The sequence below is a fragment of the Achromobacter sp. RTa genome (genome assembly GCF_000757485.1).
In the GTDB taxonomy this organism is placed as follows: Bacteria; Pseudomonadota; Gammaproteobacteria; order Burkholderiales; family Burkholderiaceae_B; genus Achromobacter.
Window position 1 is genome coordinate 961,690 of sequence record NZ_JPYO01000042.1, and the last position, 14,521, is coordinate 976,210.

The 14,521-nt window shown below is 66.6% G+C and carries 18 protein-coding genes; 14 read left to right on the forward strand and 4 right to left on the reverse strand.

Annotation, left to right across the window (positions count from 1 at the left end; genetic code table 11):
• Positions 1-51: 51 nt before the first annotated feature.
• Entirely contained in the window at positions 52-834 is a 783-nt protein-coding gene (locus tag JL37_RS21865; RefSeq protein ID WP_043546698.1) for an IclR family transcriptional regulator, read from the reverse strand.
• 191 nt (positions 835-1,025) lie between these two features.
• Between JL37_RS21865 and JL37_RS21870 the strand changes: the two genes are divergently transcribed.
• From JL37_RS21870 to JL37_RS21895, 6 genes are read left to right on the forward strand one after another with little or no spacing between them, the layout of a single operon-like run.
• The gene (locus JL37_RS21870) at positions 1,026-1,715 is read left to right on the forward strand and encodes a 3-oxoacid CoA-transferase subunit A (RefSeq protein WP_043546699.1); all 690 of its coding nucleotides are present in this window, start codon (positions 1,026-1,028) and stop codon (positions 1,713-1,715) included.
• Positions 1,712-2,356 carry a 3-oxoacid CoA-transferase subunit B gene (locus JL37_RS21875; protein WP_043546700.1) on the forward strand — a complete coding sequence of 215 codons (645 nt, stop codon included), beginning with the start codon at positions 1,712-1,714 and terminating at the stop codon, positions 2,354-2,356. The genes JL37_RS21870 and JL37_RS21875 overlap by 4 nt, the downstream gene beginning before the upstream one ends.
• 57 nt (positions 2,357-2,413) lie before the next feature.
• Positions 2,414-2,689, forward strand: a complete 276-nt coding sequence (catC, locus tag JL37_RS21880; RefSeq protein WP_043546701.1) for a muconolactone Delta-isomerase — start codon at positions 2,414-2,416, stop codon at positions 2,687-2,689.
• A 13-nt stretch (positions 2,690-2,702) separates the two neighbouring features.
• Positions 2,703-2,999, forward strand: coding sequence for a YciI family protein (locus tag JL37_RS21885; RefSeq protein ID WP_043546702.1), 297 nt, complete (start codon positions 2,703-2,705; stop codon positions 2,997-2,999).
• Positions 3,000-3,053: 54 nt separating this feature from the next.
• Positions 3,054-3,833, forward strand: coding sequence for a 3-oxoadipate enol-lactonase (gene pcaD, locus JL37_RS21890; protein WP_043546704.1), 780 nt, complete (start codon positions 3,054-3,056; stop codon positions 3,831-3,833).
• A gap of 4 nt (positions 3,834-3,837) precedes the next feature.
• The gene (locus JL37_RS21895; RefSeq protein ID WP_043546705.1) at positions 3,838-4,878 is read left to right on the forward strand and encodes a cyclase family protein; all 1,041 of its coding nucleotides are present in this window, start codon (positions 3,838-3,840) and stop codon (positions 4,876-4,878) included.
• A gap of 75 nt (positions 4,879-4,953) precedes the next feature.
• On the opposite strand, the gene JL37_RS21900 is transcribed toward JL37_RS21895, so the two are convergent.
• Entirely contained in the window at positions 4,954-5,292 is a 339-nt protein-coding gene (locus tag JL37_RS21900) for a PsiF family protein (protein WP_043547174.1), read from the reverse strand.
• Positions 5,293-5,638: 346 nt separating this feature from the next.
• Between JL37_RS21900 and JL37_RS21905 the strand changes: the two genes are divergently transcribed.
• Positions 5,639-5,977, forward strand: coding sequence for an FxLYD domain-containing protein (locus JL37_RS21905; protein ID WP_043546706.1), 339 nt, complete (start codon positions 5,639-5,641; stop codon positions 5,975-5,977).
• Here the strand turns inward: JL37_RS21905 and JL37_RS21910 are convergent.
• Complete coding sequence (locus JL37_RS21910) at positions 5,964-7,190, reverse strand: MFS transporter (RefSeq protein ID WP_052097507.1); 1,227 nt, start codon at positions 7,188-7,190, stop codon at positions 5,964-5,966. The two genes, JL37_RS21905 and JL37_RS21910, sit on opposite strands and share 14 nt — an antisense overlap.
• A gap of 228 nt (positions 7,191-7,418) precedes the next feature.
• On the opposite strand from JL37_RS21910, the gene JL37_RS21915 reads away from it, so the two are divergent.
• A complete protein-coding gene (locus JL37_RS21915; RefSeq protein ID WP_043547177.1) occupies positions 7,419-8,069 on the forward strand; it encodes a carbonic anhydrase in 651 nt (216 codons plus the stop codon).
• Positions 8,070-8,120: 51 nt separating this feature from the next.
• Here JL37_RS21915 and JL37_RS21920 read toward each other — a convergent pair whose 3' ends face one another.
• Positions 8,121-8,798, reverse strand: coding sequence for a GntR family transcriptional regulator (locus tag JL37_RS21920; protein WP_043546707.1), 678 nt, complete (start codon positions 8,796-8,798; stop codon positions 8,121-8,123).
• 205 nt (positions 8,799-9,003) lie between these two features.
• Between JL37_RS21920 and JL37_RS21925 the strand changes: the two genes are divergently transcribed.
• From JL37_RS21925 to JL37_RS21950, 6 genes are all read left to right on the forward strand, one after another.
• Positions 9,004-9,798: an SDR family NAD(P)-dependent oxidoreductase gene (locus JL37_RS21925; protein WP_043546708.1), complete on the forward strand. Its 795-nt coding sequence runs from the start codon at positions 9,004-9,006 to the stop codon at positions 9,796-9,798.
• 78 nt (positions 9,799-9,876) lie between these two features.
• Complete coding sequence (locus JL37_RS21930) at positions 9,877-11,091, forward strand: ABC transporter substrate-binding protein (protein ID WP_043546710.1); 1,215 nt, start codon at positions 9,877-9,879, stop codon at positions 11,089-11,091.
• A gap of 67 nt (positions 11,092-11,158) precedes the next feature.
• Complete coding sequence (locus JL37_RS21935; RefSeq protein WP_043546711.1) at positions 11,159-12,061, forward strand: branched-chain amino acid ABC transporter permease; 903 nt, start codon at positions 11,159-11,161, stop codon at positions 12,059-12,061.
• Positions 12,058-13,047 carry a branched-chain amino acid ABC transporter permease gene (locus JL37_RS21940; RefSeq protein WP_043546712.1) on the forward strand — a complete coding sequence of 330 codons (990 nt, stop codon included), beginning with the start codon at positions 12,058-12,060 and terminating at the stop codon, positions 13,045-13,047. The genes JL37_RS21935 and JL37_RS21940 overlap by 4 nt, the downstream gene beginning before the upstream one ends.
• Positions 13,044-13,808: an ABC transporter ATP-binding protein gene (locus JL37_RS21945; protein WP_043546714.1), complete on the forward strand. Its 765-nt coding sequence runs from the start codon at positions 13,044-13,046 to the stop codon at positions 13,806-13,808. Before JL37_RS21940 ends, JL37_RS21945 begins: the two co-directional genes overlap by 4 nt.
• Positions 13,801-14,520 (forward strand): ABC transporter ATP-binding protein, encoded by a 720-nt coding sequence (locus tag JL37_RS21950; RefSeq protein WP_043546716.1) that lies wholly within the window; start codon positions 13,801-13,803, stop codon positions 14,518-14,520. Before JL37_RS21945 ends, JL37_RS21950 begins: the two co-directional genes overlap by 8 nt.
• Position 14,521 lies beyond the last annotated feature (1 nt).

Below are 14,521 nucleotides of genomic sequence, written 5' to 3' on the forward strand. Positions count from 1 at the left end.
TCCCAGCACGCCATGCGCACGCCATCAGCCTCCGCCCGCCCCCTGCCCCGCCTAGCGGCGCAGCAGGGCGTGGTTGATCTGGTCGGCGGCGCGGCGCAGGGGAGGCAGGAAAGCCGCCAGCATCTCCTCGCGCGAGAAGCGGTTGGCGTGGCCGCTGACGTTCATCGCGGCGATCACGCGGCCGCTGCGGTCCATGATGGGCACCGCCACGGATTGCAGCCCCGGCTCCAGCTCCTGCGCCACGCAGGCGTAGCCGTCGGTGCGCACGCCTGCCAGCACCCGCTTGAGCTCGGCGATGCCGGTAACGGTGTGCGGCGTGTAGGCCTTGATCTGGCTCATCGCCAGCACCCGGTCCAGTTCGGCCTCGGACAAGCCCGCCAGCAGCACGCGGCCCATCGACGTAACCCAGGCCGGAAGGCGGCTGCCCACGGCCAGATTGATCGTCATCACCTTGTGGGTGGACAGGCGCAGGATGTAGACGATGTCCGCGCCCTCCAGCACCGATACGGAACAGGATTCGCGCGTCAGCTCGGCCACTTCTTCCATGTACGGCAGCGCCAGGTTCCACAGCGGCGTGCCGGACAGATAGGCATAGCCCAATTCCAGGATGCGCGGCGTCAGCTCGAATTTGCGGCCGTCGACGGTCACGTAACCCAGGTGCTCCAGCGTCAGCAGGATGCGGCGCGCGCCGGCGCGCGTCAACCCGGTCTGCGCGGCGACCTCAGACAAGGTCATCTGCGAGCGGTCGGGGCCGAAGGCCCGGATCACCGACAGGCCGCGAGCGAAGGACTGCACGTAGCTGTCGCTGGGTTGCTGGGTTTCTTGCTCAGCCATCCGTATGCACCAAGAGAAAAAAGTTCGCCGACGGCGAGCCATCCGTTGCCGTCGCGGCAACTCCAGACGATGGGTATCGGCCTGCGCCGGTCAGTCTTGACGCTATCCGGTCCCCATGAAACGATGTTCTTCAGCAGAACGAAAGTTCTAGTGAAGAACAAATTATGACACGCCACCTATGAGCAAACATCATGATTTCTAAGCTTGTTGCAAGCGCGGCGGCCGCCCTGGCGGACGTACCCGACGGCGCCACCGTCATGATCGGCGGCTTCGGCACGGCCGGCCAGCCCATGGAACTGATCGACGCCCTGCTGGAGCAGGGCGCGAAGGACCTGGTCATCATCAACAACAACGCAGGCAATGGCACCACCGGCCTGGCCGCCCTGCTGGGCGCCAACCGCGTGCGCAAAATCATCTGCTCGTTCCCGCGCCAGGTGGACTCGCAGATTTTCGACGGCCTGTACCGCAGCGGCAAGATCGAGCTGGAACTGGTGCCCCAGGGCAACCTGGCCGAGCGCATCCGCGCCGCCGGCGCCGGCATCGGCGCGTTCTTCTCGCCCACCGGCTACGGCACCCCGCTGGCCGACGGCAAGGAAACCCGCGAGATCAACGGCCGCCAGTACGTGCTGGAGTACCCGCTGCACGCCGACTACGCGCTCATCAAGGCCGAACGCGGCGACCGCTGGGGCAACCTGGTCTACCGCAAGACGGCCCGCAACTTCGGTCCCATCATGGCCAGCGCAGCCCGCGTCGCCGTGGCCCAGGTGCGCGAAGTGGTCGAACTGGGCGAACTGGACCCCGAAACCGTCGTGACCCCCGGCATCTTCGTGAAGCGCGTCGTGCAGATCGATGCCCAACCGGCCGCCAAGGAGCAGCAATGAGCACCAAACTGACCCGCGACCAGATCGCCGCCCGCGTCGCGCAGGACATACCCGAAGGCGCCTACGTGAACCTGGGCATCGGCCTGCCCACGCTCGTCGCCAACCACCTGCCCGCCGACCGCGAAGTCATCCTCCACACCGAGAACGGCATGCTGGGCATGGGCCCCGCGCCGGCCAAGGGCCAGGAAGACTATGACCTGATCAACGCCGGCAAGCAGCCCGTGACCGAGCTGCCCGGCTGCTCGTTCTTCCATCACGCCGATTCGTTCGCCATGATGCGCGGCGGCCACCTGGACATCTGCGTGCTGGGCGCCTTCCAGGTGTCGCAGCACGGCGACCTGGCCAACTGGCACACGGGCGCGCCCGACGCCATCCCGGCCGTGGGCGGTGCGATGGACCTGGCCATCGGCGCGAAGGACGTGTTCGTGATGATGGAGCTGCAGACCCGCGAAGGCCAGAGCAAGCTGGTCGAGGCCTGCACCTACCCGCTGACCGGCGTGCGCTGCGTCTCGCGCGTATACACGGACGTGGCCGTCTTCGACATCCGCGCCGACGGGGTCACCGTCATCGATATGTTCGGCGACACCACTGCCGACGAGCTGCTGCGCCTGACCGGCCTGCCGCTGAAGTTTTCCCGCTGAGTTTTTGCCGATACGCCGCCCCGGCGCGTGCCAGGGCGGCATCAAGGAGAGTCCATCATGTTGTTCATGGTTCAAATGCAGGTCAATCTTCCCGTCGACATGCCCGCCGACCGCGCCGACAAGCTGAAGGCCGACGAAAAGGCCCTGGCGCAGCAGCTGCAGCGCGACGGCAAGTGGAAGAATCTCTGGCGCGTGGCCGGCCGCTACGCCAACGTCAGCATCTTCGACGTGGAAAGCAATGACGAGCTGCACACGCTGCTGTCCTCGCTGCCGCTGTTCCCGTATATGGATATCAACGTCACGGCGCTGGCGCGCCATCCCTCCGCCATCTGACAGGAGCCCGTCCATGCCGTACATCATCGAGACCTTCGACAAGCCCGATCACCAGGAAGTCCGCCAGCGGCACCGCGCCGCCCACCTGGAGTTCCTGGATGCCAACAAGGGCCTGCTGCTGGCCTGCGGAGCCAAGCTGCAGGATGACGGCAAGGACGCCGGCGGCGGCCTGTACATCGTTGATCTGGACACGCGCGAAGCCGCGCAGCAGTTCATCGACGCCGACCCGTTCTCCAAGGCCGATCTGTTCGACCGCGTGACCATCACGCGCTGGCGCAAGGCCTACGTCGACGGCGCCTGCCACCTGTAATGCCCGCGCGGCCGCCTCCGGGCGGCCGTTGCCTTATCCCCTAGGAATTCCCCAATGTCATACGCCGATCTCAGCCAGGCACGGCTGTATTACGTCATCGACGGCCCCGCCGACGCGCCGGCGCTCGTGCTCTCCAATTCGTTGGGCACCTGCTCCGACATGTGGGCCCGCCAGATCCCCGAACTGAGCAAGCACTTCCGCGTGCTGCGCTACGACACCCGCGGCCACGGCAAATCATCGGTCCCCGAAGGCGAATACAGTTTCGAACAGCTGGGCAACGACGTCGCGGAACTGCTCGCGCACCTGAACATCCAGCGCGCGCACTTCTGCGGCTTGTCGATGGGCGGCCCGACCGGCTTGTGGCTGGCGCTGGCGCGTCCCGAACTCGTGGACAAACTGATCCTGTGCAACACCGCCGCCCGCATCGGCTCGGCCGAGGGCTGGAGCGCGCGCATCGCCGCAGTGGCCGAGCAAAAGCTGGAAAACATGGCGCCCGCCCTCGTCGAGCGCTGGCTCACCGATGGCTACCGCGCCGCGGAACCGGGCCTGACCCAGGTTCTGATCGACATGCTGCGCCGCACGCCGGACGCCGGCTACTCGGGCAATTGCGCCGCGCTGCGCGACGCCGATTTCCGCGAACAGGTCGCCTCCATCACGGCGCCCACGCTGGTCATCAGCAGCACGCACGACCTGGCGGCCACGCCCGCCCAAGGCCGCGAACTGGCGAACGCCATCCCCGGCGGCCGCTATCTGGAATTGAATACCTCCCATATCTCGAACTGGGAGCAACCGGAAGCCTTCACCCGCGCGGTCGTCGACTTCCTGACGGAGTGACCGCATGCAGCGCTGGAAACACCGGCCCGAAGGCTCCAACTGGGGCGACTTCGGACCCGACGACCAACTCGGCCGCCTGAACCTCATCACCGAAGAGCAGGTCCTGAAGGGCGCGCGCGAAATCCGCGCCGGCAAGACCTTCTGCCTGTCCTTGCCGCTGGACCTGCCCGGCGGCAACGTGCTCAACCCGCGGCGCCATCCCCCGCAGCTGAGCCCCACCCGCCTCGCCGACACGCCCTACCTGAACTTCCCGCTGCGCAACGTCAATCCGGACGCGGTGGACGTACTGAGCGACGACCAGGTGCTGCTGTCCATGCAGTACTCCACCCAATGGGACGCGCTGGCGCACGTAGGCGCGCTGTTCGACGCCGACGGCGACGGCCGCGCCGAGCTGCGCTACTACAACGGCTTCCAGGCCGGCGTGGACATCGTGGGGCCGGCCGACGGCGACCATACCGGCTGCGGCTGCAACAGCGGAGGCCCGTCCGCGGCGCTCAAGCTGGGCGTTGAGAACCTGGCCCAGAAAGGCATGCAGGGGCGTGGCGTGCTGGTGGACCTGTTCCGCCACTACGGCCCCGGCCGCACGCTGATCGGCCATGCGGAACTGATGCACGTGCTGGAAACGGACGGCATCGGCGTCGAGCCCGGCGACATGCTGGTGCTGCGCACCGGCTACGCGGAAGCGGTCGTTTCGATGAACGGCAAGCCCGACGCCGAGGTGCTGCACAGCTACGGCGCGGCGCTGGACGGCACCGACGCCGCGCTGCTGCAATGGATCACCGATAGCGGCATCGCCGCCATCTGCGCCGACAATTACGCGGTGGAGGCCTACCCGGCGCGCGAAAAAAGCGGCCCGCGCGCCATGCTTCCCCTGCACCACCATTGCCTGTTCAAGCTGGGCCTGCCCCTGGCCGAACTGTGGTACCTGAAGGACCTGGCCGATTGGCTGCACGCCAAAGGCCGCCACCATTTCATGCTGACGGCGCCTCCGCTGCGCCTGCCGCATGCGATCGGTTCGCCGGTGACGCCGGTCGCGACGGTGTAGATGGGTGTCTGACACCCCTGAAACGCCCGTTGAATACAACGTGCAATCCCGTGGGTGTCAGACATCGGCCAAGTGCTAGCCCTTCAGGCAGGTGCTCATGAAGGTCTTGCGCTTGTCGCCGGTCAGCTTCTGCTCTCCGGCCTGGGCGTTGCAATCCTTCATCTTCTGCTGCTGCGGCGTCAGCTGTTTGGCTGGCGCCGCGGTCTCGCCCTTCAGGCAGCTGCTCATGTAGGCCTTGCGCTCGTCGCCCTTCTTGCCTTCCGCGGACTTGTTGCAGTCCGCCATGCGCTGCTGTTGCGGCGTAGGCGTCTTGGCGGGAGCGGGCGTGGCGGCGGGGGTCTGGGCATAGGCGGCCCCGGCGAAGCAGGCGGACAACAGGATGGCAGAAGCCAACTGGCTGGTACGGGAAAGCATGGTTCCTCCCTTGGGCGTCCGCGCGCCCGGAATCTGGCGCGATGGCGGGCCGCACGATCCGCCGGCCAATTCGCCGGCCCGGTCATCATCGAACAAACCGGACGCCCGCGCAAGATCCCCGAAAGTCAAGAATCGCCAAGGCTTGCGCCGCCCTGAAGCGCCTGCGCGCAAGCCATGGCGGCAGGCCGGAAACCCGCGATTGCGCGATATTCCCATGCTCCTGCCGCATTCGCCGCCGAATTTGCGGCCAAGGCATGCAAGCCGTTACCCATTCATCCGTTTGACCCGTTGTGCCGGCGGCCGGAAAGGTGTGAGATACACATGCCTGCCTACACGGGAGACCGCCATGAAAACCGCCCTAGCCGCTTTCGCCCTGCTCGCCGGCCTGTCTTGCGCCGCCAGCGCGCAAGGCCCGGTCTATGGCGTCACGCTGGGCAATGTCCAGGCCGTGCGCGACGTCAACCAGAACGTGTCGGCAATTACCGGGCTGCTCGCCAACCAGTCCGCCCGCCCGATCAATAGCGTGCTGCTGACCTTCGTGCTTTACGACGAACAGGGCCGCGAGGTGGGCCGCGTGCGCGACGGCATTTCCGGCCCTCTGGCGCCCGGGCAAATCAAGCAGATCAGGGCGGTGACGCCCCTGCAATTCACCCGGGTCACGGCCCTGGACGTCAACGCCTGGTAGCGGTGCCCAGCGGCGCCGCCGTCCTGACGCGGGCCGGCCAGACCGCCGCCAGCGCCAGCAGCCCCGCAATCAGCGCATAGGGCGCGCCGGGGTCTGCGTCGTACACCAGCGTGCCGGCCAGCGGCCCCGCGATGATGCCCAGGCCCTGGGCGGCGGCGACAGTGCCGGCCGCGGCGCCTTGCTCGTTCGTGTTCACGGCGTTGGCGGCCAGAGCCGTCACCGAAGGGAAGACCCAGCCCATGCCCGCCGCCGCGACGAAATAACCTATCCACAGGAACGGCTGCGTCGCCGCAAACAGGATCGAGCCGAAGCCAAGGGCGGAAACCGCGCAGCCGATGCGGATCAGCCGCTCCGGCGCCCAGCCCAGCCGGCGGACCAGCAACTGGGCCAGGATCAGCGCCACCCCGACCGCCGTCAAGGCAATGCCCGCGGCGCGCGCGGCGGCGGCCGCATCCAGGTGCAGGCGGTCTAGCGCGAAGAAGCCCACCACGACCTGCGCAACGATGACGCAGAACATGGACGTGAACGCTACCGCCATGGGACGGCGCAGGCGCGCGTCGCCGATCTTCAGCGAGGCCGCGTTCGGCGCGGCATGGCGCTCGGCGCGCGGCAGCCAGCGCCACAGGACGGCCAGGGACGCCACCGGCAGCACCGTCGTGATGACCAACGGCAATTCCAGGCCATGGACAGCGAGCATGCCCGCCACGCCAGGCCCGGCAACCATGCCCAGACCGCTGGCGGCGCCCAGCATCGCCAAGGCGCCTGCGCGCTGCCCGGGCGGCACGTGGTCGGCGATCAGCGCCGCCCCGGTCGCCGGCACGGCCGCGTAGAAGCCGCCAACCAGGCCCCGCAGGACCACCATGCCTGCGAAGGCCAGCCAGACCGGCAGCGGATTGCGCAAGGCGAAGATCAGGAATGCGCACAGGGCGGCGTAGGACAGCACGAACCCTCCCAGCCCCTGGAGAATGATGCGCCGGCGCCCCAGCTTGTCGCTGGCCGCCCCCCAGCGGCGGGCAAACAGCACCCAGGCGATGCCTCCCACCGTCACCGCCAGGCCCGCTTGCCAGGGCGCCAGCCCGAGCGACCGCGCTATCGGTCCTATCAGCGCCACGAAAGACATCAGCGCCAGCGTGCACGCGAAGGTCTCGAACATCAGGGGCTTGATGCTGAAAGCGCCGGCCACCGGCGCCCGCTCATCGGACTCAAGACTCATGGAGGGTTCACCATATAAATAATGATAATCATTCTCGTATATAGCGTATGGCTTGCCTTGTCCAGGCCAAAAACCCTTGCCGCTTCAGGGTCTAGCCCCGGGAACACCGGGTCAAGTATGGGAAAATTCCGAGTGTCGACTCGATGAAAAGGGGCTTCCAAACGAAGCCCCTTGTTGCGTGTGTCGGCGCGCCAGCATGCCTGGCTCCGCTACGAGGAAGAAAAGATCATGTTTCCAAAAAGACTCTCTGAAGGCTACCAATCATTCCTGCAAGGCCGCTTCCACTCGGAAAGCAGCCGATACCAAAAGCTGGCCGAACTGGGGCAAAGCCCGGAAATCCTGATCATCGGATGCTGCGACTCCCGCGTCTCTCCCGAAGTCATCTTCGATGCGGGCCCCGGCGAAATGTTCGTGATCCGCAACGTCGCGAACCTGGTCCCGCCCTGTGATCCCGATTCCGAATCGTCGTACCACGGCACCAGCGCCGCCATCGAATTCGCCGTCAACGGCCTGAACGTCAAGCACATCGTCGTGCTGGGCCACGCCTCCTGCGGCGGCATCCGCTCCTTCTTCGACGACGCCAAGCCCCTGTCCAAGGGCGATTTCATCGGCAAGTGGATGTCGCAGATCGAACCCGTGGCGGAACGCCTGGGCCCCGCCACCGGCGACCGCCAGGCCAATCTGAAGCGTCTCGAGCTGGCGACGGTGGAGCACAGCCTGAACAACCTGATGACGTTCCCGTCCATCCGCCGCCGCGTGCAGAAGGGCGAGCTGGAGCTGCACGGCACGTACTTCGGCGTAGCCACGGGCGTCCTGTTCCTGCGCGACCCCAAGACCGGCGAATTCAATCCCTGCCTGGAAACCGGCCTCGTCGGCTAGGCGCGGCCGGCTAGGCGCGGCCGGCCAGGCGCGGCCGGCCAGGCGCGGGCTTCACACCCGGTAGGCCTGCGCCAGCCTTTCGTAATTGTTCTTCAGGATGATGCCCGCGTAGTAGACGTGCTCGCGCATCAGGTCTTCCGCGCGCGCGCCGTCGCGCGCGATGATCGCGCTGACGATGCGGTGATGGTCGTCGTGCGAGCGCAGGATGATCCCGTGGTCCTCCCACAGGATGATGCGGTCCGACGCGTAGGGGATCGCCTGCGCCTGCGTGGCGAAGCGTTTCACCCACGGATTGCCGGCCGCCTCCAGGATGCCGTTGTGCAGCGTGATGTTCACCTTCTGGTACGGAAGGTGATCTTCGGGCAGCAGCTCTCCCTTCGCCAGGATCCGGTCCCCGTCGTCCAGGCAATTCTTCAACACCGCCACCGCGTCATGCGATAGCCCCCGCAGGGCGGCCTGCCGACAGGCCAGCCCCTCCAGCGCGGCGCGCACCTCGTACGCGGCAACGATCTCCCCGATGTCATAGGCGCGGACCGTGTATCCGCGCTTGGGCAGATGCTCGAGCAAACCTTCGTTGCCCAGCGTCGCCAGCGCCGCGCGCACCGGCGTGCGCGACACGCCCAGCTTCTCGGCCAAGGGGATTTCTTCAAGACGGGCGCCAGGGTTGAACTTGCCATGCAGCACCCAGTCCCGCAGCGTATCGGTAACGTGTTGAGATAGCGTATCCATGCCTGCATTGTATACATGAAGAATACTTGCGCCACCTTGTCAAGATCCCCTCTCCTCGCTTTCCCTAGGATTTCTGTCCTAAATCAAACGGCGTTCAGGGTAAGCCCCTATACCTCCGAACAGTTCATGTATACATAATCGCAAAAAATTAACGATAGCGGCCATGCCATCCCCAAGGCTTGCGGCACGCCACCGAGGAGACAGCATGTCCAATGTATCCACGCCCGTCGAATCCGGCGCCCTCCCCCGTCTCGCCCTGGTTACCGGAGGCGGCGGCGGCATCGGCGCCACCGTCTGCCAGGAACTGGCGCTGGCCGGCTTCCGCGTCGTGGTCTCGGATGTGGATGCCGGGCGCGCCGGCCGCGTGGCCGACGAACTCGGCGCTCCGCACGCCGCCCATGCCTTCGACGTCAGCGACGAAGCCTCGGTCGAGCGCGCGTTCGACGAGATCGAAACCCGGCATGGCCCGATCGCGGTCCTGGTCAGCGCGGCCGGCCTGCTGCTGTTCCAGGAAAACGGCGAGCGCCCGCTGATCAAGGACACCACCCTGGACATCTGGGAACGCAGCTTCGCCGTCAACGCGCGCGGCGTCTTCCTGTGCGGACGCGCCTATTTGCGCCGGCGCGAAACCGCGCCGGTGGCCCACGGCCGCATCATCACCTTCACGTCGGTGGCCGCGCAGCTTGGCGGCTATCGATCCAGCGCTTCGTACATCGCCGCCAAATCCGCCGTGCTGGGCCTGACCAAGGCCATGGCGCGCGAATCCGCGCACCTGGGCGTCACCGTCAACGGCATCGCGCCCGGCCTGATCGACACGGACATGCTGCGCAGCACGGTCACCAGCAGCGGCGCGCTCGCCGCGGCGGCCCAGGCGATTCCGCTGGGCCGCATCGGCACCGTGGACGACGTGGCCGCCGCCGTGCGCTTCCTGGCCTCCGAAGCGGCCGGCTACATCACCGGGAGCGTCATCGACGTGAACGGCGGCTACCGCATGCAGTAGGAAATTCCGGCGGCCCGCCCGCCTACGCAGCAAAGCGCCGCACCGACACAGGCGCGTATCCAAAACGGGAGACAAGACATGAATCAACGTAGTCGCTACGCGACGGCTGCCGCGCTGTGCGCGTGGGCCTTATCGACAGGCGCGCACGCGCAGCAGGAGCCGGGCGTCACCGACAAGACCATCAGGATCGGCATGTTCGCGCCCCTGTCTGGCAGCGGCATGGCCTATGGCTTCGACGTGGTGAACGCCGCCAAGATGTGGTACGCCAAGGTCAACAAGGAAGGCGGCGTGAACGGCCGGCAGATCGAACTCGTCATCGAGGACGACCGCTGCAACGCCAACGACCTCGTCGCCGCCGTGAAGAAGCTGAACGAACAGGACAAGGTATTCCTGCTCAACGGCGGATCCTGCTCGGCCGCGGTCGTCGCCTCGCGCGAGTACATCGAACGCGAAAAGGTGCCGCTCGTCATGCTCAACGCCTCGGGCGACGGCGCGCTCTATCCGCCCTCCAAGTACATCTACGGCGCCTTCTCGATCTCGCAGCACGCGGTGGGCGGCTCGATGGTGCAGTTCGCCTCGGAACACCTGAAAGCCAAGAAGATCGGCTACATCAACCATGACGACGCGTACGGCGGCTGGAACCTGGAAGCCGCGCAGGCCCAGGCCAAGCAGCTAGGCGATCCCGCGCTGCAAGTGCAGTCGGTGAACCCGAACATCACCGACGTCACCGCGCCGATGCTGAAGATCCGCGCGGCCAACCCCGACGTGCTGCTGCTGACCACGTATGCCCGCCCCGCCGCGCTCATCATCAAGAAGGCGCAGGAACTGGGCTGGAACAAGCCCATCGTGCTGGCGGTGAACGGCACGGCCGACCTGAAGCAGCTGGTGGAAAACGTGGGCAACAAGGACGCGTTCAAGAACGTCTACATCCAGGACGTGCTGTCCGACCTGCCGGGCGGCCCCAAGCTGACCTGGGTATACGACATGTACAAGCAGTCCTATCCCGACCTGGCCGCCAAGCCGGGTTATCCGCAGTCGTACATGCCTTACGGCCTGCCGCCCGCGATGGCTGTCGTGAACGCCCTGAAGGCTGCCGGTCCGCAGCCCACGCGCGAGAAGGTGCTGCAGGCGCTGGAAACGATGAAGTTCGACTCCGAGGTGATGGCCGGCCCGATCGAATTCGGCCCGGGCGATCGCGCCGCCCAGGAATCCGCCATCTACATCAAGTTCGACGGCACCAATATGTCGCTGGTGCCCGGCGCATTCAAGAGCACCTGGCAATACCAGAAGTAGAACCGCGGTCCGAAACAGGCCGGGCCCGCGCAGCGGCGCAGCGCTGCGCGGGCGGCCGGAGAACATCATGAGCTTTGCCGATATCTGGTTGTTCCTGCAGCAGGGGGTGCTGTCGGGACTGGTGACGGGCAGCGTGTACGCGCTGCTGGCCGTCGCCGTCGTCATCATTTTCAAGACCACCGACGTGCCCAACTTCGCCCAAGGCGAGATCTTCATGGTCGGCGGCTACATCGCCTTGTTCCTCACGCTGGTGATGGGCTGGCCGTACCTGGCCGTCATTCCGATCACCCTGATCGCCGTCGCCATCGTGTCGGGCCTGTTCCAGCGCGTCGTGATGGAACGCGTCATCGCCTCGAAGGGCGTGGGCGTGCAGATGGTGATCGCCACGCTGGGGCTGGCCTATGCGCTGAAGGGCATCGTGCGCCAGACGGGCCTGGGCGATACGCCGCGCTCGCTGCCGCCGCTGGCGCCCACCGACGCCATCATCATTGGCGACGCGGTGCTGACCCAGCTGGACACGGTGATATTCGCCGTGGCCGTGGGCGTCATGCTGCTGCTGTTCTTCATGTTCACCTACACCCGCGTCGGCCGCGCGATGCGCGCCGTCGGCATGAATCCGAAGGCGGCCCGCCTGGTGGGCGTGAACCTGGCCCGCATCCGCATGATGGTATGGGCGCTGTCCGGCCTGATCTCGGCCGTGGCAGCGCTCCTCATCACACCCAAGATCCTCATCACTCCCGACATCGGCCACATCGCCATCCTGGCCTACGCCGCCGCGATCGTGGGCGGCATCACCAGCCTGCCCGGCGCGGTGGTGGGCGGATTCGTAATCGGCGTGGCCGAGAACCTGGTGGGGCTGTTCATCTCGACCAACGCCATCGTGGTCGCGCCGTTCGTCGCCATCATGGTGGTGCTGCTGCTGCGCCCGCAGGGCCTGCTGGGCGGAAAACTGCAGGTGAAGAAAGTATGAGCAACAGAATCGACCGCATTCTCCTGGCGCTGATGGCCGCCGTTCTGGCGACCCTGCCCTTCGTGGCCAGCGGCTATGTCATCTATGTCGTCAACCTCCTGATGGTGTTCGTGGTGCTGGCGCTGGGCCTGCACGTGGTCATCGGCGAAACCGGCCAGTTCGCGCTGTCGCACGCGGCTTTCTACGGCGTGGGCATCTATACCGCCGGCATCATCAACAACCTGTGGCACCCGCCGTTCTTCATCTCCATCGTCGCGGGGGGCTTGCTGGCCGCGGCGCTCGGCTACCTGATCGGCGCTCTGGCGCTGCGCATGCGGGACATCTATCTAGCCCTGTCCACCTTCGCGTTCGGCGAGGCGATGCAATGGGTATTCCTGAACTGGCAATCGGTCACCAACGGATCGAACGGCTTCCGGATCTCGCCGGCGACCCTGTTCGGCTACGAGCTGGCGTCGGACCTGAAGGCCTACCCCTTCGTCGTGCTGATCGCCGCGCTCCTGCTGGCCGCGACCATCGCCCTGTCGCGCTCCCAGCTCGGCTCGGCCTTCCGGGCGGTGCGCGAAAGCGACGTCGCGGCGCAGGCCATGGGCGTGAACATCAACGCGATCAAGCGCACGGCCTTCACCATTTCCGCCGCCTACGCCGGCATCGCGGGCGGCATGTACACGACCTTCGCGTCGTTCATCCACCCCGAAAGCCTAGGATTCCAGACCACCATCCTGATCCTCACGATGGTGGTCGTGGGCGGCATCGGCTCCGTGCGCGGCGCCATCGCCGGCGCGATCGGCTTCGGCCTGATTTCCGAACTGCTGCGCCAGGCCCTGTCGTTCCAGGAGATCATTTACGGCTTCATCCTGATGGGCTTCATGATGTTCGCGCCGAAAGGGCTTTTCGCCGGCCGCGGCGCGCGCCGCCGCGCCCCCTCTCCCACGGCGCCGCGCGGTGCCGCCGACACCGCCAAACCGACCCAAAGGAGCGCGGCATGAGCACCCATCCCTACCTGGACGTGCAGGGGCTGACCGTGAAGTTCGGCGGGCTTACCGCCATCAACGGCCTGTCCATGCAGGTCGAGCGAGGCCGCGTCCACGCCCTGATCGGCCCCAATGGCGCCGGCAAGTCCACGACATTCAACTGCATTTCACGCTACTACCGTCCGAGCAGCGGCAGCATACGCTTCGACGGCGCCGACATCACGAAGAAAAAGCCGCATGAAATGGCGGCCATGGGCGTGGCGCGCACCTTCCAGAACCTGGAGCTATTCGGCGCGCTCAGCGTGCGCGAAAACGCCTTGCTCGGCACCTACGCCCATGGCGCGGACACGCCCGGCAAGCTGCTGCGCCCTGCCGTGGCCGAAACCCGCGAACGCGTCGAGCACCTGCTGGAGCGCGTGGGCCTGGCCGACTTCCTGGACACCCCGGCATGCAGCCTGGATTTCGGCCGCCAGAAGATGCTGGAACTGGCGCGCGCGCTGGCCATCTCTCCCAAACTGTTGCTGCTGGACGAGCCCGCGGCCGGCCTGCGCAACCGCGAGATCGAGACGCTGGACCGGCTGCTGACGGAGCTGTGCGAGCGCGACGGCATCACCGTGCTGCTGGTGGAGCACGTCATGCAATTGGTGATGTCGATCTCGGACCGCATCACCGTCATGTCCTTCGGCGAGAAGATCGCCGAGGGCACGCCCGCGGAGGTGCGCAGCAATCCCCGCGTGATAGAGGCCTATCTGGGCAAGGGAGCCGCCGGTGGCTGAAATTCTGCTTGAAGTCGACGCGGTATCGGCCGCCTACGGCAACATACGCGCCCTGCAGGACGTATCGCTGAAGGTGCCGCAAGGCGCGATCGTCGCGCTGCTCGGTGCCAACGGCGCGGGCAAGTCCACCACGCTGAACGTCGTTTCGCGGCTCGTCGCCGCCACCGCGGGCAGCGTGCGCTTTGCCGGCGAGCCCATCCACCGCCTGCCGGCGGATGCGGTCGTCGGCCGCGGCATCGTCCAGGTTCCGGAGGGCCGCGAGATCTTCCGCGAAATGAGCGTGCGCGAAAACCTGGAAATGGGCGCGTATCTGCGCGACGACCGCGCCGCCGTCAGGCAGGACCTGGACATGGTCTGCGACACCTTTCCCCGCCTGCGCGAACGCTTCGAACAGCGGGCCGCCACGCTCTCGGGCGGCGAGCAGCAGATGTTGGCCACGGGCCGCGCCATGATGGCCCGTCCGCGGATGATCCTGCTGGACGAGCCGTCGATGGGATTGTCGCCGCTGGTGGTCGAACAGATCTTCGACATCGTGCTGCGGCTGAACCGCGAACAGGGCATCACCATTTTGCTGGTGGAACAGAACGTGAAGCTGGCGCTGTCGGTTTCCAGCTACGCCTACATCCTGGAAAACGGAGAAATCGCGCTGGAGGGCGAATCCTCCGCGCTCGCCAGCGACGAGGGCGTGCAACGCGCCTATCTCGGCGCCTAGC